Below are 18,014 nucleotides of genomic sequence, written 5' to 3'. Positions count from 1 at the left end.
GACTCCTTTATTCCAGCCACAGCAGGGCGTCGCCCGGACTGACGGGGCGGCCCGGCTGACAGGCAATGCGTTTCACCCGGCCGGCCTGCGGCGCATGGATCGCCAGCTCCATCTTCATCGCTTCCACGATGATTACCGGCTGGCCGGCGGTGACTTCATCCCCTGGCTTGACCAGCACTTTCCAGATGTTGCCGTTCAGATCGGCACTCACCTGAAGCGCGCCATCCTCTTCTTCTTCCGGCATCAAGTTTTCATCGCTGGTCAGCGGCGCGCCTTCGTCCTCCTGTGCCCACAGCGCGACCTCAGCCTCAAACGCCGTGGCCTGTTTGGCGCGGAATTCGGCGATGGCATCGGCATTTTCACTGAGGAAACGCGTGTGCTCAGCGAAACCAAACGTGGCTTCTTCGATTTTTATGGTTGCGCGGCCTTCGCGGAAATCTTCGCGCAGCACCTCCAGCTCCTCCTCGCTGACCGGGTAGAAACGGACCCGATCGAAGAAGTGCAGCAGCCACGGCTCGTTGGCGGCAAACTGTTCGTTTTTCAGGAATTTATTCCAGATTGGCAGGGTGCGGCCAACCAACTGGTAACCTCCCGGCGAGTCCATGCCGTAGATGCACATGTACATGCCGCCGATGCCGACGGTTCCCTCTGCCGTATGGGTTCGGGCCGGGTTATATTTCGAGCTGAGCAGGCGATGACGAGGATCGACCGGTACTGCGCAAGGCGCTCCGAGATACACATCGCCCAGGCCCAGAATCAGGTAGCTGGCCTCAAAAATGGTGTCGCGAACTTCCTCGCGGCTGTTCAGGCCGTTGATACGCTGGATAAAATCGACGTTATTTGGCAGCCACGGCGCGCTGGCCCGCACGGTCTCCTGATAGCGTTCAACCGCGCCCAGCGTGGCGCTGTCCTCAAAGGCCATTGGCATATGCACAATGCGGGAAGGCACTTTCATCTGGCTGACGTCGCCGAGGTTTTTCTCCAGCGTCAGCAGCAGAGTCAACAACTGCTTCTGACTGAGAATGCGGCTGTCGTAGCGGATTTGCAGCGAGCGCACCCCTGGCGACAGCTCCTCAATGCCCGGCTGGCCGCTCTCCTTCAGCGCGGTCATCAGCAGATGGATGCGCAGGCGCAGCGCCAGATCGAGCACGTTGTCGCCATATTCAATCAGGATGTAGTTATCGCCAGCCTGACGATAAACGGCGGTTGGCGTCAGCGCGGTGGCCTTTATCGCCGCCAGCACCGTGGCCGAGCCATATTCAGTTTCCGCCAGTGAAGGGACCTCCCAGGCTGGCGGCGGGGCGGCATGTAGCTGCTCAACGCTTTTCGCCTGCGCCAGCTCCAGCGCGTGGGCCTCTTCGAAACTGATGGGATGGAAGCGGATACGATCGCCAGGCTTGACCTGACCTACTTTCCACAGCTCGGCTTTGGCGATGGTGACCGGACAGACGAAGCCGCCGAGGCTCGGTCCGTCGCGGGTGAGGATCACCGGGAAGTCACCGGTAAAGTTCACCGCGCCGATGGCATATTCGCAGTCGTGCACGTTGGAAGGGTGCAGCCCGGCTTCGCCGCCGTTGGCGCGGGTCCAGCCCGGCTTCGGCCCGACCAGACGCACGCCCAGGCGATTCGAGTTGTAGTGAACCTGCCACTCAGCGGCAAAAAATTCGTCGATGGATTCCTGAGTAAAGAAGTCCGGCGCGCCGTGCGGTCCGTAGAGAACACCGATTCGCCATTCGTCGCCGTAGTCCGGCACCAGAGAAGCGTCGATGGCCTGCGGCTCGCTCACTGGCGCAGGCGTGGTGCAGGCGGCCAGTTCAGGCTGAGAGATGGCCAGCATATCGGCCACGCGCAGCGTACGTCCGGCGTGACCGCCAAACTGGCCCAGCGCAAAAGTCGAGCGGCTGCCGAGGTATTCCGGCACGTCAAAGCCGTTACGTACCGCCAGATAGGTGCGACAGCCCATCTGGGCGCGGCCCAGCGTCAGCGTTTGTCCGGCGCTGACGGCCAGCGGCTGCCAGTAAGCTACGGGCTCTCCGTCCAGGGTAGCGGGGCATTCTGCGCCGGTCAGCGCAATCAGCGTATCGCTGTGGAAGCGCAGCGTTGGCCCCTGTAGAGTGAACTCCAGCCCCGCCGCCTCTTCGGCGTTGCCGACAATCCGGTTTGCCAGGCGGAAGGCGAAGTCGTCCATCGGACCTGAGGGCGGCACGCCGATATCCCAGTAGCCGAGGCGGCCAGGGTAATCCTGGATGCTGCTCCAGGTTCCCGGCTGGACAACTTCAATCACTTTTGACGCCGGGGTAAAGCTGTCCAGCATACGGGTCCAGACCTTACCGGTGTGGAACGCTTCGGTAGCCACCACCTGGCGCAGGTAATCAAGGTTTGTTGCGATGCCGTGCAGGCGCGTTTCACTCAGCGCCTGCTGCATTTTTGCCAGCGCGGCCTCGCGGTTTTCGGCATGGACAATCAGTTTGGCGATCATCGGATCGTAAAAAGCAGAAACTTCCGTTCCGCTATCGATCCAGCCATCCACGCGCACGTTTTCCGGGAAGCAGACTTCCGTCAGCACGCCAGGGCTTGGCTGAAAGTTTTTCAGCGGATCTTCGGCATAAATACGGACTTCAATCGAAGCGCCCTGCGGGGCCTGCGCCAGGCGCGCCCAGTCAATGTCCTCTTCTGCGGCTACGCGCAGCATACATTCGACCAGATCCAGTCCGGTTACGCATTCGGTCACCGGGTGCTCGACCTGTAGACGAGTATTCACTTCCAGGAAGAAGAACTCGTCGCTCTCAGCATCATAGATATATTCTACCGTGCCGGCGCTACGGTAGCTGACCAGCTCCCCGAGCTTAACCGCTGACGCCAGCAGGGCCGAGCGGGTCGCTTCCGGCAACTGCGGCGCGGGTGTTTCTTCAACCACTTTCTGATTGCGGCGCTGTAGCGAGCAGTCGCGCTCGCCGAGCGCGATCACCTTGCCTTTGCCATCGCCAAAAATTTGCACCTCAACGTGGCGGGCGCGATCGATGCAGCGCTCCAGGAAGACGCCAGCATCGCTGAAGAACTGTTCGCCCAGACGACGAACGCTCTCCCACGCATTGCGCAGCGCTTCGGCATCCGCACAGCGAGTCAGGCCAATGCCGCCGCCGCCAGCGGTGCTTTTCAGCATCACCGGATAGCCAACCCGATCGGCCGCGCTCAGCGCTTCTTCCAGCGACGCCAGCAGCGGCGTGCCTGGCGTCATCGGAACGCCTGCGGCGGCAGCCAGTTCGCGTGCGCGGTGCTTGAGGCCAAACTCGCCGATTTGATGAGCGGTAGGGCCGACGAAGGCGATCCCGGCCTCTTCACAGGCGGCGGCAAACGGCAGGCTCTCGGAAAGAAAACCATAGCCCGGCCAGATGGCCTGCGCGCCCGTCTCTTTCGCTGCCGCGAGGATCTTGTCGATACGCAAATAGCTGTCGCTGGCTTTTTCTCCGCCGAGGGCAATGGCGATATCAGCATCCTTCACATGCTGGGCATTCTTATCCGCTGCCGAGAAAACCGCCACGCTGGTGATGCCCAGGCGTTTCAGGGTGCGGATAGCGCGGCAGGCTATTTCGCCACGGTTGGCTATCAGGACGGTATTAAACATTGCGAGTCTCCTTGCGGGACAGCCAGTTTCGCCAGCCGCCAAATTCGGTAATGTCGGTTGCCTCCGCCAGCACGGCGGGTTCACAGATAAAGCCTTTCACCAGCCGACCGTCGGCCAGCTCCAGCGTGCCAATACCCAGCGGCGCGGGAATTTCCGCCACAAACTCGCCGAAGCGGGCCAGCGGGATGTCCCACAGCTCGACAACGATCGCCGCGCCGTCGCTGCCTTTCGCCAGGCCGGGCTTAGGCGGTTTGGTATTGGCGAGCGCATAGAGGCGATAGCAGGCCGCCGTTTTTGTCTCTTCAACCAGCACCGCATCGCGGGTGGTGAGCTGATGGTTCAGCGGCATGCCGGTCAGGTGAGCGCCGACTACCGCCACGCGGACGTGCAGGGATGAGGCCGCCAGTAGCGACCGGGCTGAAGGCTGGGCTTTACCCGTCGCACCGAGGCTCAGCGCCTGGCTGGCCTGCAAGCGCTGGCCGAAGGTGACCAGCGCACGGTCATACCAGGCCGGGGCAATCAGGGTGATCCCCGCCGGCAATCCGTCGTCCCGGAACGGACCGGGCAGCGCGAGGGCGGAAAGATCCGCCAGGTTGGTGAAGTTGGTATAGGTGCCAAACTGCGAGTTGAAGCGCACCGGTTCCTGCTTCATCTCTTCCAGCGTGTGGATGGTCGGGGAGGTTGGCACGACCAGCGCATCAAACTGGCTCATGGTTTGCTGGATCTGGCGGGTCAGTTCCGCCCGCAGGTATTCTGCTTTATAAGCGTCTACCGCGCTGTAGTTGAGGCCGCTGGCGACGATGCCGTAAACTACCGGGTCCATCTCCTCTTTGCGTTCCAGCATGTCGCCAACGGCGACGGTTCGCTCGGCCACCCACGGGCCGTAATAGAGCTGTTCAGCAAGCTGATGGAAAGCCGAAAAATCTATCGGGTGCAGCGTAGCCCCCAGCGCCTGCAGCGCCGCCACGGATTTTTCCCAGGCGGCTTCGGCCTGAGCGTCGCCGAAAAATTCCAGCGTGGAGGGAACGGCCAGCCGGGGAGCGGCAGGAAGCGAGGCGGGAGCCAGTCCCGGATTGCTGCGAGAATAGGCGTCGCTGGCGTCATAGCCTCCGGCGCAGCTTGCCACGAGGAACGCATCTTCCACCGTCAGGGCAAAGACTGAAAGGGTGTCGTTCAGGCGGCAGGCAGGCACCACGCCCGTTGCCGACAGCCAGCCTTTGGTTGGTTTCAGGCCGACAATATTGTTGAATCCAGCCGGAACGCGCCCTGAACCGGCGGTGTCCGTTCCCAGTGCAAAGCCCACCAGGCCGCGAGCGGTGACCGAAGCGGAGCCTGAACTGGAGCCGCCGCTGACATAGTCAGGATTAAGGGTGTTTTTCACCGCGCCAAACGGTGAGCGTGTGCCTACTAGGCCGGTGGCATACTGGTCGAGGTTGGTTTTGCCTATAACTACCGCGCCCGCCGCCTTGAGCTTCGCGACTGCGGTCGCGTCCGCCGCGGCCAGATGGGAAAACGCCGGACAGGCTGCCGTCGTCGGCCAGCCCGCCACGTCAATATTGTCTTTCACCGCAAACGGCACCCCAAACAGCGGCAGCGAGGAAGGGTCCTGTTGCCAGGCCGTCAGCAGAGGCTCCACCTGAGCGCGGATTTGCGCCGGGGTAGCCAGGTAAATCCAGGCGTTATCCTCGCTGGATAAGCCGTTGGTCAGGCTTTCCAGCGTGGAGAGAACGGCGTCAGGATGCTGAAGGTAGTGCTGCTGCCAGTCGCTAAGGGTGAAGCCGGTGGTCGGGGCCATAAGTTGAATTCCATCTGGTATACAAGATGGGGTTCAACAGAGCAAAAGTTGTGCCAATTGATAGTTCATTGAATTTTAATGGATTAAAATAAGCGGCGTCGCGAGTGGTGCACAGTTGTCGGGCAGAGCCTGAACAAAAATGGGGCGACGTAATGCGGGAAACAGGCTCCAGTGCGACCTGAAAGGGCGACTTAGCCAGCAAAAATTGCCCTATCGGACCAAAGTTTAGTAAATATTTGTGCAGAACAGTGCAGTAGGGCCTAAGCCTGGTTAGCATGGAGGAAGTTGTACCTTAAGTTCCTGACAAAGAGAGGCGTTAACGTGGGGAAAGTCATGGCGGACAAGTGGCAGTTGTGGATGGCAGGCGCCTGTTTAATCGTAGTAACGGGAATGGCGCACGCGGACTCTCTGGATGCGCAGCGCAGTCGTTACCTGCAAATTAAGCAGGCGTGGGACTCTAATCAAATGGACACCGTAGCGCAGTTGATGCCAACGCTACGCGACTATCCCCTTTATCCTTATCTCGAATACCGCGAGCTGGCTCAGCATCTGGATCAGGAAACCGGGCTGGCCGTTAACGCTTTTATCCAGAAGTATCCCACTCTGCCGCCGGTGCGCTCCCTCTCTTCACGCTTCGTCAACGAGCTGGCGCGACGCCAGGACTGGCAGGGCCTGCTGGCGTTCAGCCCGCAAGAGCCTAAGCCGGTCTCCGCCCGCTGCAACTGGTATTACGCCAAGTGGGCCACCGGTCAGCAGCAGGTCGCCTGGGAGGGTGCGAAGAGTATCTGGCTGCGCGGTACGTCTCTGCCCACCACCTGCGACAAGCTGTTCAACGCCTGGCAGGCGGCCGGAGAGCAAACCCCAATCGCTACGCTGGAACGCATCCGGCTGGCCATGAAGGAGGGGAACAGCAGCCTGGTGAATTTCCTCGCCAAACAGCTGCCGGAAGATTATCAGACCATGGCCAACGCGGTGATGGATCTGCAGAACAATCCGCAAACTGTCGTCACCTTTGCCCGCGCGGTTGGTCCCACCGATTTCACTCGTCAGGCAACCTCCATCGCCTTTGCCCGCGTAGCGCGTGAGGATGCCGAAAATGCCCGCGCGATGATCTCTTCACTGGTTAGCGCTCAGAAGATGAGCGAGCAGCAGGAGCAGGAGCTGAATGAGGCCGTCGCCTGGCGACTGATGGGCAACGATATCACCTCAGATCAGGCTCGCTGGCGCGATAACGTGGTGATGCGCAGCGACTCTACCTCGCTTATCGAGCGCCGGGTCAGAATGTCGCTCGGCAATAACGATCGCCGCGGGCTGAATACCTGGATTTCCCGTCTGCCGATCGAGGCTAAACAGAAGGATGAGTGGCAGTACTGGCAGGCCGACCTGCTGATAGAACAGGGACGGAAAGAGGAGGCGGACAAAATTCTGCGTACGCTGATGCAGCAGCGCGGTTTCTATCCGATGGTGGCGGCCCAGCGGCTGGGTGAAGATTATACGATGCAGATAGATCGTGCCCCTACCCCTGACAGTAGCCTGACTCAGGGCACCGAGATCTCACGCGTTCGGGAACTGATGTACTGGGGCATGGATAATCTGGCCCGCACCGAATGGAGCTATCTGGTTGCCAGCAAGACCAACAGCCAGCAGCAGCAGCTGGCGCGTTACGCCTGGCAGCAAAACTGGTGGGATCTGAGCGTGCAGGCGACCATTACCGGTAAATTATGGAACAATTTGCAGGAGCGTTTCCCGCTGGCTTACCAGCAGCAGTTTCAGCGCTATGCTGACGGCAAGGCCATCCCTGTCAGCTATGCCATGGCTATTGCCCGCCAGGAGAGCGCCTGGAATCCAAAGGCCCGTTCGCCGGTTGGCGCTTCCGGCCTGATGCAGGTTATGCCGGCAACCGCGCAGCATACGGTAACTAAATACGCTCTGCCCGGCTACAGCAACAGCAGCCAGCTGTTAGACCCCGAAACCAACATCCAGATTGGCACACAGTATCTGGAGTCGGTCTATCAGCAGTTTGGTCAGAACCGCATCTTCTCTTCCGCAGCCTATAACGCCGGGCCTTCCAGGGTGAGAACCTGGCTGGGCAACAGTGCAGGACGGCTGGACTCGGTGGCGTTTATCGAGACCATTCCGTTCTCCGAAACGCGCGGCTACGTGAAAAACGTGCTGGCTTATGACGCTTACTATCGCCATTTTATGAATAAGTCAGACAAAATACTCGCCGACGGCGAGTGGCAGCGGCGCTACTGATTCCGACTGGCCTGTGCTATGCTACTGTACTAGTTGAATAGTATGGGCCACACATGAGCGAATCTTCCATTCCCGTCACCATGGAACCGCACAACGAAGAGTGGCAGCGTTTTGTGACGCTGCTGCAACGTGCCTTTGGCAATGGGCTGCATCTGCCGCTGCTCCAGCTAATGACGACGCCTGACGAGCGCGAAGCGCTGGGCACCCGTTTGCGAATTATTGAAGAACTGATGCGCGGCGAGCTGAGCCAGCGTGAGCTGAAGAATGATCTGGGCGTCGGTATTGCGACGATCACCAGGGGATCGAACAGTCTGAAGAGCGCGCCGCCAGCGCTGAAGACCTGGCTGGAGGCGCAGCTGCTCAGCGGATCAGACAGGATCTGAATTGTTGGTCGGGTTCATCTGGTAGATATCATTGTGGAACGGGCACAGCGCCAGAATCAATGCCTGATGATAGACGCTGGTCCGCGTCAGCAGACCGCCAGTGAAAGCACCAATGGCGCCGCCCTTGTGCTTAATATTTTCAATGCCGGTGAGGCGCGACATCTCTTCCCCCAGTTCCCGCCCCTGGTGAATGCCTTTCATCACGATAGCTGGCAGGGTGAAACTGGCGGAGCGGGATTCGCCGCGCAGCTGGTGGTTTTCAATCACCATCCAGGCGAAGGCGCTGTCCTCTTCGATACCGGCTTCAATCGCTACCCAAAAGTCGGCTTCTGGCCTGACCTGTCGGGCATTCATCACGCGATGACGTGCGCCAGTTCTCGTTTCCACATTTGTTATGGGCTGAGCGGCTACGCCGCTGTCGACCTCGACACCCTCAATATGGCAGGATCCCTCCCCGAAAACATCGCTGAATGCCTGAGAAATCGCCTTAATTTTGGCTGGATTGATGGTAGCAGCGACAACATGGTACATAATTGTTTGAACCCTTTAGGCAAATTTGTCGCAGTATAACGGAAAATCGCATGTTACAGGTCTATCTTGTTCGCCACGGAGAAACGCTTTGGAATGCAGCCCGCCGCATTCAGGGACAGTCAGACAGCGCGCTGACGGAAAAAGGAGAGCAGCAGGCTCGTCAGGTGGGTGAGCGGGTGAAACACCTTGGCATCACGCACGTCATCGCCAGCGATTTGGGGCGTACTAAACACACCGCCGAGATCATTGCCGATGCCTGTGGCTGCCGCGTGGAGCTGGACCCCAGGCTGCGTGAGCTGAACATGGGCGTGCTTGAGCAGCGCCCGCTGGATTCCCTCAGTGAAGAAGAAGAAGCCTGGCGGAAAACGCTGGTCGACGGCACGGAAAATGGCCGTATTCCTCAGGGCGAGTCAATGGCCGAGATGGCGGAACGGATGCACAATGCGCTGAATGCCTGCCTGCATCTACCCGAAGGCAGCCGCCCGCTGATCGTCAGCCACGGCATGGCGCTGGGCGTGCTGGTCAGCACGCTATTAGGCCTGCCAGCCCATGCGGAGCGCCGTCTGCGCCTGCGCAACTGCTCAATCTCACGCGTCGATCACCAGCAAAGCGCCTGGCTGGCGGCGGGATGGGTGGTGGAAACGGCCGGAGATGTTTCACATCTGGACGAACCTGCGCTGGACGAACTACAGCGCTAGGCGGCTAACCGATGCGCCCCTACGGAAGAAGGGCGCTTTCTGTAGGGGCCGGACTCCGCTTTTGCTATGCCGTTTCTGACTCAGAGGGCATACGGATCGGGATCAGATATTCGCAGCGGATCTCTTTCGGCGGCTCTGCGCGCTTCTTGCCGCCGTGGGTATAGAAACGTTCGATATCCTGTCCCTGGCGGCGCGTCAGCCGCAGCGTCGGCATACAGGTGCCATAAATCAGCAGGATAAACTCCTGCAAACTTGTGTGCGGGCCTTCGTAGGTGAACTGCACGTATTCACCCCCTTCCAGCAGCACCGTCTGAGTAGACTGCATCGGCTGCGAAAGCTTGTCCGATGGCACCGCCGTGGTGTAGAGGATTTCCTGCTCGTCATCTTTTTCCTGGCTTGGGCGCGACTGGTGCAGACCATACAGCACCGGCGGCACCATGTCGGTTTCAGTCAGGAACTGGCGCCAGAAATGCATCCTCATTTCGCCACGCGCGCTGGAGATCTGCTCCAGCGTGCAGGTGTAGCTTTGCGTCTGCCCAACCAGCACGGTTTCCGGCAGGTTAACCCAGGTCGGTTCCGGCATGTGAAAATCGTCCAGGCGGATCGGGGGACGTAAGCCGAAAGAGTTCCAGTCAGACGAGCGGCGATACCAGGCTGGCGTCTGGTTGAACTGCTTCTTAAATGCCCGGGTAAACGTTTGCTGAGAATCGAAACGATACTGTAGGGCAATGTCCAGAATGGGACGACTGGTCAGGCGAAGTGCTACCGCTGCCTTTGACAAACGGCGGGCACGTATATAAGCGCCGATCGCGTGCCCGGTGACTTCCTTAAACATTCTTTGCAAGTGCCATTTTGAATAACCAGCCTTAGTCGCCACGTTGTCGAGAGACAGCGGCTGATCGAGGTGGCTTTCAAGCCAGACAAGCAAATCGCGAATGATACCGGCTTGATCCATAAGTCATCCTTACCATGTTAAAATTGCTTCAGGGAAATTTCCATTACGGGTTTCTTTACGCATTCAGTCTGTAAGCAGACTTTGACCCTGTGCTGATGCGCGTCAAACCACGGGGAGGTGTTACCATGCGGCAAGTACCAGAGAGGTTTACCTTACAATGTCATCTATTTTCTAAGCAATGGTAACGTTATGACAATGAGAAAATTGTTAATAGTCACGTCGGTAATTTTTACATCCTTAACGGCTCAGGCCGAGCAGGTCGGCTCAGTAGATACGGTATTTAAGATGTTCGGGCCCGATCATAAGATCGTCGTTGAGGCCTTCGACGACCCGGATGTAAAAAATGTAACCTGTTATATCAGTCGGGCCAAAACAGGCGGCATCAAGGGAGGGCTGGGGTTGGCTGAGGATACCTCAGACGCGGCCATCTCTTGTCAGCAGGTTGGTCCGGTTGAACTTAGCGATAAAATTGCCAAGGGTGATGCTGAGGGTGAGGTCGTGTTCCGCCAGCGTACGTCACTGGTGTTTAAAAAGCTGCAGGTGGTGCGGTTTTACGATCAAAAACGTAATGCACTGATCTATCTGAGCTATTCCGATAAAGTTGTGGACGGTTCACCTAAAAATGCCCTGAGCGCTGTTCCTATTATGCCTTGGAAATAGGCCGCTGCATAGAAAAGGGCCGGACTTCCGGCCCTCAATCTCTCACAGACGGATTGGCTCAGTCCTGCAGATCGCCGCAGAAACGGTAGCCTTCACCGTGGATGGTGGCGATGATTTCTGGCGTATCCGGCGTGGATTCGAAGTGCTTACGAATGCGACGAATCGTCACGTCTACCGTTCTGTCATGAGGCTTCAGTTCGCGACCGGTCATTTTTTTCAGCAGATCGGCGCGGGTCTGAATTTTTCCCGGATTCTCGCAGAAGTGCAGCATGGCGCGGAATTCGCTGCGCGGCAGCTTGTACTGCTCGCCCTGAGGGCCGATCAGCGAACGGCTGTTGATGTCCAGCTCCCAACCGTTGAACTTGTAGCTCTCGACCAGCTTGCGCTCTTCGCTGTGCGGCGCAAGGTTCATGGTGCGCGAAAGCAGGTTGCGTGCGCGAATAGTCAGCTCTCGCGGGTTAAACGGTTTGGTGATGTAGTCATCTGCGCCAATTTCCAGGCCCAGAATTTTATCGACTTCGTTATCCCTACCGGTCAGGAACATCAGGGCGACGTTAGCCTGTTCGCGCAGTTCGCGGGCTAACAGCAGGCCATTTTTCCCCGGCAGGTTGATATCCATGATCACCAGGTTGATATCATTTTCGGTCAGAATATGGTGCATTTCGGCACCATCCGTAGCTTCATAAACCATGTAGCCTTCGGCCTCAAAAATACTTTTGAGAGTATTGCGAGTTACTAGTTCGTCTTCAACGATAAGTATGTGCGGGGTCTGCATGTGTTCGCTACCTAAAATTGCCAACAAAGTTGAAACAGGGCATACAGCTGCAATGGGACCCGATCGTGCAGAGAGTCATCCGGTGTGAAACGTCAGCCGTACAGAATATGTTCTTGCCATTAAAGATCAGGCAGCGCATTCGGTTACAGAGAAGGGCGCATCCTGTTCTGGCCTGCTTAAAAATGGGGTACATCTTAGCCTCATTAACAGCAATATAACAGTACAAGGCCTGAGCAAAATGTAATAAACAACGCTAAGTTGACTTATATCAAACCAATTGTAGCACGTTAACAACTTTGTGAAAAACTCTTCCCAGAATGCCAGCTTAGCTCACAAATATGCCCTGTTCACTGAGGAAAGTGAAGAGGGGGATAAGAAATTCCAGGGCAAAATTTAACATTTAGTAATTGGTTGAAGTGTATGGCTTTATATCTTGATAATTGTTTTTATTAAGGTATTCGTTGCAAACTAGTCATAGAATTTGCGTATGACCGGATAGCCTCCACGCCGTGGATGTTATTTGTTTGTTGCGAGCAGGCGAATTTTTTTACAATCTTGGCTCGGAGGATTTCCCGCCCAGCCCCGTTTTTAAGGCAACTATGCGTTTTCCAATTATTCTCGTCTCGCCGCACAGGCCAGAAAACGTCGGCGCGGCAGCCCGCGCCATGAAAACTATGGGATTTAACGAGCTGCGGATTGTTAATAGCCAGGCTCATCTTGCGCCGGCCGCTCGCTGGGTGGCGCACGGCGCCGGAGAGATTCTGGACAGCGCCACGCACTGGAACTCCCTGGCCGAGGCGCTGGCAGACATTGATTTCAGCGTGGCGACCACCGCGCGCAGCCGGGCGAAGTTCCGCTACTACGCCACGCCTCAGCAGGTGCAGACGCTGTTAGAAGAGAAACTGCAGTGGGTTGGCAGCGCGGCGCTGGTGTTTGGCCGCGAGGACACCGGGCTGACCAATGAAGAGCTTGCGCTGGCGGACGTCCTGACCGGGGTGCCAATGACCGCCGACTATCCTTCCCTCAACCTGGGGCAGGCCGTGATGGTGTATTGTTATCAGCTTTCGGCGCTAAGGCAGGTCAGCGCGACAACAGACGCCCCGGCCGATGTGCCGCAGCTGGACGCGCTGCGTCAGCGGCTGGATCGCCTGCTGGTTCGTCTTGAGGTTAACGACGACCGTAAAATGGTGGACTGGCTGGCGCAGCGTATCGGTCTGCTGACGCAGCGCGACAGCGCCATGCTGCACCGACTGGTGCAGGACGTAGAAAAAAAACTTATAGATAAAAAATCTGACTAAAACGTCCGTGGCAGTGAGTCTGACTGTCAATATTTCACCGGCTGACAGATTGGTTCTGTCTTTTCCGCCTGGTGCAAAACGCTTCTCCGGCTGGATTTTTACTGCCGGGCGATAAAAAAATTGACTTGGCCGGGCGTTTGCTTTACTTCTGAAGGCCGACAGAATTGATAACCAGACAGACGACAAATCTATAATGCGTAATCACAGCCTGATGACAACAATCATTATTACCACCACCATTACCCCAGGTAACGGTGCGGGCTGACGCATACAGGAAACATCAAAAAAAAGCCCGCACCTGAACAGTGCGGGCTTTTTTTTCGGCAAAAATTCAGGAGAGTTTGATTATGCGAGTGCTGAAATTCGGTGGAACCTCAGTAGCCAATGCGGAAAGATTTTTGCGCGTGGCTGACATTCTGGAGAGTAATGCGAAGCAGGGACAGGTTGCTACCGTATTGTCCGCGCCAGCTAAGATCACCAATCACCTGGTGGCAATGATTGAAAAAACCATCAGCGGTCAGGATGCCTTGCCAAACCTCAGCGATGCGGAGAGCATTTTTGCCTCGCTGCTGCAAGGTCTGGCAGAAGCGCAGCCGGGCTTCCAGTACGACAGGCTGAAAAAGGTTGTCGACCAGGAGTTTGCTCAGCTTAAGCAGGTTCTGCACGGTATTGGCCTGCTTGGGCAGTGCCCGGACAGCGTCAACGCGGCAATCATTTGCCGGGGAGAGAAGCTCTCTATCGCTATCATGGAGGCGCTGCTGCTGGCGCGCGGCCACGGCGTCAGCGTGATCGACCCGGTTGAGAAGCTGCTGGCCGTCGGTCACTATCTTGAATCCACCGTCGACATTCCTGAATCCACCCGCCGCATTGCCGCCAGCCAGATCCCGCCGGGCAATATGATCCTGATGGCCGGTTTCACCGCGGGTAACGACAAAGGTGAGCTGGTGGTCCTGGGTCGTAACGGCTCAGACTACTCCGCTGCCGTGCTGGCAGCCTGCTTACGTGCGGACTGCTGCGAGATCTGGACCGATGTCGACGGCGTTTATACCTGCGATCCTCGTCAGGTTCCCGATGCCCGCCTGCTGAAATCGATGTCCTATCAGGAAGCGATGGAGCTTTCTTATTTTGGCGCAAAAGTTCTGCACCCGCGCACCATCACGCCCATTGCTCAGTTCCAGATCCCTTGCCTGATCAAGAATACCGCCAACCCCCAGGCGCCTGGCACGCTGATTGGCGGCGACAGTTCGAATGATGATAACCCGGTGAAGGGCATCACCAATCTTAACAACATGGCGATGTTTAACGTTTCCGGCCCTGGGATGAAAGGGATGATCGGCATGGCGGCGAGAGTGTTCGCAGCGATGTCGCGCAGCGGCATTTCAGTGGTGCTGATTACCCAGTCCTCTTCAGAATACAGCATCAGCTTTTGCGTACCGCAAAGCGACCAGGCGCGCGCGCGTCGCGTGTTAGAGGAAGAGTTCTATCTTGAGCTGAAAGATGGCCTGCTTGAGCCGCTGGATGTGATGGAACATCTGGCCGTGATCTCGGTGGTGGGCGACGGGATGCGCACGCTGCGCGGCATCTCCGCGAAATTCTTCTCCGCGCTGGCGCGGGCCAACATCAACATCGTCGCTATCGCCCAGGGCTCTTCAGAGCGATCTATCTCGGTCGTCGTGGATAACGATCAGGCCACGACCGGCGTGCGCGTGGTGCATCAGATGTTGTTTGCCACCGATCAGGTGATCGAAGTTTTCGTGATTGGCGTCGGCGGCGTGGGCGCGGCACTGATCGAGCAGCTTCATCGCCAGCAGGCGTGGCTGAAGAACAAGCATATCGATCTGCGCGTCTGCGGCATTGCCAATTCCAAAGCGCTGCTGACCAACGTACACGGCATTCCGCTGGAAAACTGGCAGGCGTCGCTGAAAGAAGCAAAGGACTCTTTCAACCTGGGCCGTCTGATCCGCCTGGTGAAAGAGTATCATCTGCTTAACCCGGTGATTGTTGACTGTACTTCCAGCCAGGCGGTTGCCGATCAGTATGCGGACTTCCTTGCCGAAGGTTTCCACGTAGTGACGCCGAATAAAAAGGCCAACACCTCCTCGTGGAATTACTATCAGCAGATGCGGGCCGCGGCCGCAAATTCACGCCGTAAATTCCTTTATGATACCAACGTGGGCGCGGGCCTGCCGGTCATTGAGAATCTGCAAAATCTGCTGAACGCCGGTGATGAGCTGCTGCGTTTCTCCGGGATACTCTCCGGTTCGCTGTCCTTTATTTTTGGCAAGCTGGACGAAGGGGTTTCGCTGTCTGAGGCGACGAAGGTCGCCCGTGAATTGGGCTTCACGGAGCCGGACCCGCGTGACGATCTGTCCGGTATGGACGTGGCGCGTAAGCTGCTGATCCTGGCGCGCGAGGCGGGCCATCAGCTGGAGCTGAGCGATATTGACATCGAGGCCGTGCTGCCAGAATCGCTCACGGCGATTGCCGATGTGGATACCTTTATGGCACGTTTGCCGGAGCTGGATGACGCTTTCGCGACCCGGGTGGCAAAAGCCAGCGAAGAGGGGAAAGTGCTGCGTTTTGTTGGCGTAATTGAAGAGGGCGGCCATTGTCGGGTGAAAATTGATGCCGTGGACGGCAACGATCCGCTGTATAAAGTGAAAAACGGTGAGAATGCGCTGGCTTTCTATAGTCGCTACTATCAGCCTATTCCGCTGGTTCTGCGGGGGTACGGCGCCGGTAATGATGTGACTGCGGCGGGCGTATTCGCCGATCTGCTGCGCACCTTGTCATGGAAGTTGGGAGTTTAACAATGGTTAAGATTTATGCCCCTGCCTCAATCGGCAACGTCAGCGTGGGCTTTGATGTGTTGGGCGCGGCCGTTTCGCCTGTTGACGGCTCGCTGCTGGGGGATTGCGTCACCGTGGAAGCGGCCAGCGAGTTCAGCCTGCGCAACGAGGGCCGTTTTGTCAGCAAGCTGCCCGCCAAAGCCGAGGAAAACATCGTCTGGCAATGCTGGGATCGCTTCTGTGAAGCGATCGGCAGGCGCGTGCCGGTGGCGATGACGCTGGAAAAGAACATGCCGATTGGTTCAGGTCTGGGGTCCAGCGCCTGTTCGGTCGTAGCTGGCCTGATGGCGATGAACGAGCACTGCGGTAAGCCGCTGAGCGACACCGAGCTGCTGGCGCTGATGGGCGAACTGGAAGGGCGTATTTCCGGCAGCGTGCACTACGATAACGTGGCGCCCTGTTTCCTGGGTGGCATTCAGCTGATGCTGGAAGAAAATGGGATTATCAGCCAGTCGGTGCCAGGCTTTAATGACTGGCTGTGGGTAATGGCCTATCCCGGCATTAAGGTTTCCACTGCCGAAGCGCGGGCGATTCTGCCAGCGCAGTACCGGAAAGAAGATATTATTAAGCACGGCCGCTATTTGGGTGGGTTTATTCATGCCTGCCACACGCAGCAGCCGGAGCTGGCGGCGAAGCTGATGCGCGATGTGATCGCCGAGCCTTACCGCACCAAACTTTTACCGGGGTTTGCTGAAGCCCGTCAGGCCGCGCAGGATATTGGCGCGCTGGCCTGCGGCATTTCAGGCTCTGGCCCGACGCTGTTTGCCGTCTGTAACCAGATGGACACGGCGCAGCGTATGGCTGAGTGGCTCAGCCAGCACTATCTGCAAAATGATGAAGGCTTCGTTCATATCTGTCGTGTAGACACGGCAGGCGCACGTAAACTGGGATAACGCATGAAACTGTACAACCTAAAGGATCATAACGAGCAGGTAAGCTTCTCACAGGCCGTCAAACAAGGTCTGGGCAAACAGCAGGGCCTGTTTTTTCCGCTGGAGCTGCCGGAGTTTGAACTGACCGATATCGACGAGATGCTGGAAATGGATTTCGTTACCCGCAGTAGCAAAATTCTTTCGGCCTTTGTTGGCGATGAGATCGCGCCTCGCCAGCTGCACGAGCGCCTGAAAGCGGCCTTCAGCTTCCCCGCGCCGGTCAAAGAAGTCACCGGTGATATCGCCGCGCTGGAGTTGTTCCACGGTCCGACGCTGGCTTTTAAAGACTTCGGCGGCCGCTTCATGGCGCAGATGCTCTCTTACGTCAGCGGCGCTGATGAAAAAATCACTATCCTGACCGCCACCTCTGGTGATACCGGTGCGGCCGTGGCCCATGCCTTTTACGGTATGGAAAACGTCCGGGTGGTGATCCTCTACCCTCAGGGAAAAATCAGCCCGCTACAGGAAAAACTGTTCTGTACGCTGGGTGGCAACATCCAGACCATTGCCATCGACGGCGATTTCGATGCCTGCCAGGCGCTGGTTAAGCAGGCGTTTGACGATGAGCCGCTGAAGAAGGCGATTGGCCTGAACTCGGCTAACTCCATCAATATCAGCCGCCTGCTGGCGCAGATTTGCTACTACTTCGAGGCGGTCGCCCAACTGCCGCAGGAGAAGCGTAATCAGCTGGTTATCTCGGTCCCCAGCGGCAACTTCGGCGATCTGACCGCTGGACTGCTGGCGAAGTCGCTCGGCCTGCCGGTGAAACGCTTTATCGCGGCGACCAATGCCAACGATACGGTGCCGCGCTTCCTCGTGAATGGCGAATGGCAACCGAACGCGACCGTGGCGACCTTATCTAATGCCATGGACGTCAGCCAGCCGAATAACTGGCCGCGCGTGGAGGAAATTTTTCGCCGCAAAACCTGGCGCCTGGCCGATCTTGGCTATGGTGCGGTGGATGATGAAACCACTAAGGAAACCCTGCGCGAGCTGGCGGATCTGGGCTATGTTTCCGAACCCCACGCGGCGATTGCCTACCGTATGCTGCGCGATCAGCTGAAGGAAGGGGAGTTTGGCCTGTTCCTTGGCACTGCGCATCCAGCTAAATTTATTGAGAGCGTGGAAGCGATCCTCGACCGCAAGCTGCCTGTGCCAGAAGCGCTGGCGGAGCGTGCTAAGCTGCCGCTACTGTCGCACAAAATGGCGGCGGATTTCACCGAGCTACGGGCATTCCTGCTACATAAATAATCTCAG

14 protein-coding genes and 1 other annotated feature are annotated in these 18,014 nt (G+C 57.7%); of the genes, 9 read left to right on the top strand and 5 right to left on the bottom strand.

What is annotated here, in order from left to right; genetic code table 11:
* Positions 1 to 7: 7 nt before the first annotated feature.
* Both uca and atzF read right to left on the bottom strand, forming a co-directional pair.
* Positions 8 to 3,625, bottom strand: coding sequence for an urea carboxylase (gene uca / locus NG99_RS22065; protein ID WP_034897817.1), 3,618 nt, complete (start codon positions 3,623 to 3,625; stop codon positions 8 to 10).
* Complete coding sequence (atzF, locus tag NG99_RS22060; RefSeq protein ID WP_034897815.1) at positions 3,618 to 5,420, bottom strand: allophanate hydrolase; 1,803 nt, start codon at positions 5,418 to 5,420, stop codon at positions 3,618 to 3,620. Before atzF ends, uca begins: the two co-directional genes overlap by 8 nt.
* A 333-nt stretch (positions 5,421 to 5,753) precedes the next feature.
* On the opposite strand from atzF, the gene sltY reads away from it, so the two are divergent.
* Together sltY and trpR are read left to right on the top strand one after the other, a co-directional pair.
* Positions 5,754 to 7,676 (top strand): murein transglycosylase, encoded by a 1,923-nt coding sequence (gene sltY / locus NG99_RS22055; protein ID WP_034897811.1) that lies wholly within the window; start codon positions 5,754 to 5,756, stop codon positions 7,674 to 7,676.
* 53 nt (positions 7,677 to 7,729) lie between these two features.
* Positions 7,730 to 8,059 (top strand): trp operon repressor, encoded by a 330-nt coding sequence (gene trpR, locus NG99_RS22050; protein WP_034897808.1) that lies wholly within the window; start codon positions 7,730 to 7,732, stop codon positions 8,057 to 8,059.
* Here the strand turns inward: trpR and yjjX are convergent.
* On the bottom strand, positions 8,045 to 8,590 hold the full coding sequence (gene yjjX, locus NG99_RS22045) for an inosine/xanthosine triphosphatase (RefSeq protein WP_034897805.1): 546 nt from the start codon (positions 8,588 to 8,590) through the stop codon (positions 8,045 to 8,047). The two genes, trpR and yjjX, sit on opposite strands and share 15 nt — an antisense overlap.
* A 50-nt stretch (positions 8,591 to 8,640) precedes the next feature.
* Here yjjX and gpmB point away from each other — a divergent pair, with 50 nt between their 5' ends.
* Positions 8,641 to 9,288, top strand: coding sequence for a 2,3-diphosphoglycerate-dependent phosphoglycerate mutase GpmB (gpmB, locus tag NG99_RS22040; RefSeq protein WP_034897803.1), 648 nt, complete (start codon positions 8,641 to 8,643; stop codon positions 9,286 to 9,288).
* A gap of 64 nt (positions 9,289 to 9,352) precedes the next feature.
* Here gpmB and robA read toward each other — a convergent pair whose 3' ends face one another.
* Complete coding sequence (robA, locus tag NG99_RS22035; protein ID WP_034897800.1) at positions 9,353 to 10,243, bottom strand: MDR efflux pump AcrAB transcriptional activator RobA; 891 nt, start codon at positions 10,241 to 10,243, stop codon at positions 9,353 to 9,355.
* A gap of 189 nt (positions 10,244 to 10,432) precedes the next feature.
* On the opposite strand from robA, the gene creA reads away from it, so the two are divergent.
* Positions 10,433 to 10,903, top strand: coding sequence for a protein CreA (gene creA, locus NG99_RS22030; protein ID WP_034897797.1), 471 nt, complete (start codon positions 10,433 to 10,435; stop codon positions 10,901 to 10,903).
* Positions 10,904 to 10,961: 58 nt separating this feature from the next.
* On the opposite strand, the gene arcA is transcribed toward creA, so the two are convergent.
* Positions 10,962 to 11,678: a two-component system response regulator ArcA gene (gene arcA / locus NG99_RS22025; RefSeq protein WP_034897795.1), complete on the bottom strand. Its 717-nt coding sequence runs from the start codon at positions 11,676 to 11,678 to the stop codon at positions 10,962 to 10,964.
* Positions 11,679 to 12,277: 599 nt separating this feature from the next.
* Between arcA and NG99_RS22020 the strand changes: the two genes are divergently transcribed.
* From NG99_RS22020 to thrC, 5 genes are all read left to right on the top strand, one after another.
* Positions 12,278 to 12,976: a tRNA/rRNA methyltransferase gene (locus tag NG99_RS22020; protein WP_034897793.1), complete on the top strand. Its 699-nt coding sequence runs from the start codon at positions 12,278 to 12,280 to the stop codon at positions 12,974 to 12,976.
* 193 nt (positions 12,977 to 13,169) lie between these two features.
* A complete protein-coding gene (gene thrL / locus NG99_RS30400; RefSeq protein WP_072017646.1) occupies positions 13,170 to 13,241 on the top strand; it encodes a thr operon leader peptide in 72 nt (23 codons plus the stop codon).
* Positions 13,177 to 13,298: a sequence feature (Thr leader region), on the top strand. Its footprint overlaps the gene before it by 65 nt.
* A gap of 25 nt (positions 13,299 to 13,323) precedes the next feature.
* The gene (gene thrA / locus NG99_RS22015; protein ID WP_034897791.1) at positions 13,324 to 15,786 is read left to right on the top strand and encodes a bifunctional aspartate kinase/homoserine dehydrogenase I; all 2,463 of its coding nucleotides are present in this window, start codon (positions 13,324 to 13,326) and stop codon (positions 15,784 to 15,786) included.
* Positions 15,787 to 15,788: 2 nt separating this feature from the next.
* The gene (thrB, locus tag NG99_RS22010; protein WP_034897789.1) at positions 15,789 to 16,718 is read left to right on the top strand and encodes a homoserine kinase; all 930 of its coding nucleotides are present in this window, start codon (positions 15,789 to 15,791) and stop codon (positions 16,716 to 16,718) included.
* A gap of 3 nt (positions 16,719 to 16,721) precedes the next feature.
* Positions 16,722 to 18,008, top strand: a complete 1,287-nt coding sequence (thrC, locus tag NG99_RS22005) for a threonine synthase (protein WP_034897787.1) — start codon at positions 16,722 to 16,724, stop codon at positions 18,006 to 18,008.
* Positions 18,009 to 18,014 lie beyond the last annotated feature (6 nt).

It is taken from the genome of Erwinia typographi (assembly GCF_000773975.1).
Lineage (GTDB): Bacteria > Pseudomonadota > Gammaproteobacteria > Enterobacterales > Enterobacteriaceae > Erwinia > Erwinia typographi.
Note: the sequence above shows the minus strand (reverse complement) of the source record. Positions and strands in the feature narration are given on the sequence as shown.

What these genes read in the sequence shown, in the direction of transcription:
- uca (WP_034897817.1), bottom strand. Translation starts at nt 3,625, where the DNA reads ATGTTTAATACCGTCCTGATAGCCAACCGTGGCGAAATAGCCTGCCGC.
- atzF (WP_034897815.1), bottom strand. Translation starts at nt 5,420, where the DNA reads ATGGCCCCGACCACCGGCTTCACCCTTAGCGACTGGCAGCAGCACTAC.
- sltY (WP_034897811.1), top strand. Translation starts at nt 5,754, where the DNA reads ATGGCGGACAAGTGGCAGTTGTGGATGGCAGGCGCCTGTTTAATCGTA.
- trpR (WP_034897808.1), top strand. Translation starts at nt 7,730, where the DNA reads ATGAGCGAATCTTCCATTCCCGTCACCATGGAACCGCACAACGAAGAG.
- yjjX (WP_034897805.1), bottom strand. Translation starts at nt 8,590, where the DNA reads ATGTACCATGTTGTCGCTGCTACCATCAATCCAGCCAAAATTAAGGCG.
- gpmB (WP_034897803.1), top strand. Translation starts at nt 8,641, where the DNA reads ATGTTACAGGTCTATCTTGTTCGCCACGGAGAAACGCTTTGGAATGCA.
- robA (WP_034897800.1), bottom strand. Translation starts at nt 10,243, where the DNA reads ATGGATCAAGCCGGTATCATTCGCGATTTGCTTGTCTGGCTTGAAAGC.
- creA (WP_034897797.1), top strand. Translation starts at nt 10,433, where the DNA reads ATGACAATGAGAAAATTGTTAATAGTCACGTCGGTAATTTTTACATCC.
- arcA (WP_034897795.1), bottom strand. Translation starts at nt 11,678, where the DNA reads ATGCAGACCCCGCACATACTTATCGTTGAAGACGAACTAGTAACTCGC.
- NG99_RS22020 (WP_034897793.1), top strand. Translation starts at nt 12,278, where the DNA reads ATGCGTTTTCCAATTATTCTCGTCTCGCCGCACAGGCCAGAAAACGTC.
- thrA (WP_034897791.1), top strand. Translation starts at nt 13,324, where the DNA reads ATGCGAGTGCTGAAATTCGGTGGAACCTCAGTAGCCAATGCGGAAAGA.
- thrB (WP_034897789.1), top strand. Translation starts at nt 15,789, where the DNA reads ATGGTTAAGATTTATGCCCCTGCCTCAATCGGCAACGTCAGCGTGGGC.
- thrC (WP_034897787.1), top strand. Translation starts at nt 16,722, where the DNA reads ATGAAACTGTACAACCTAAAGGATCATAACGAGCAGGTAAGCTTCTCA.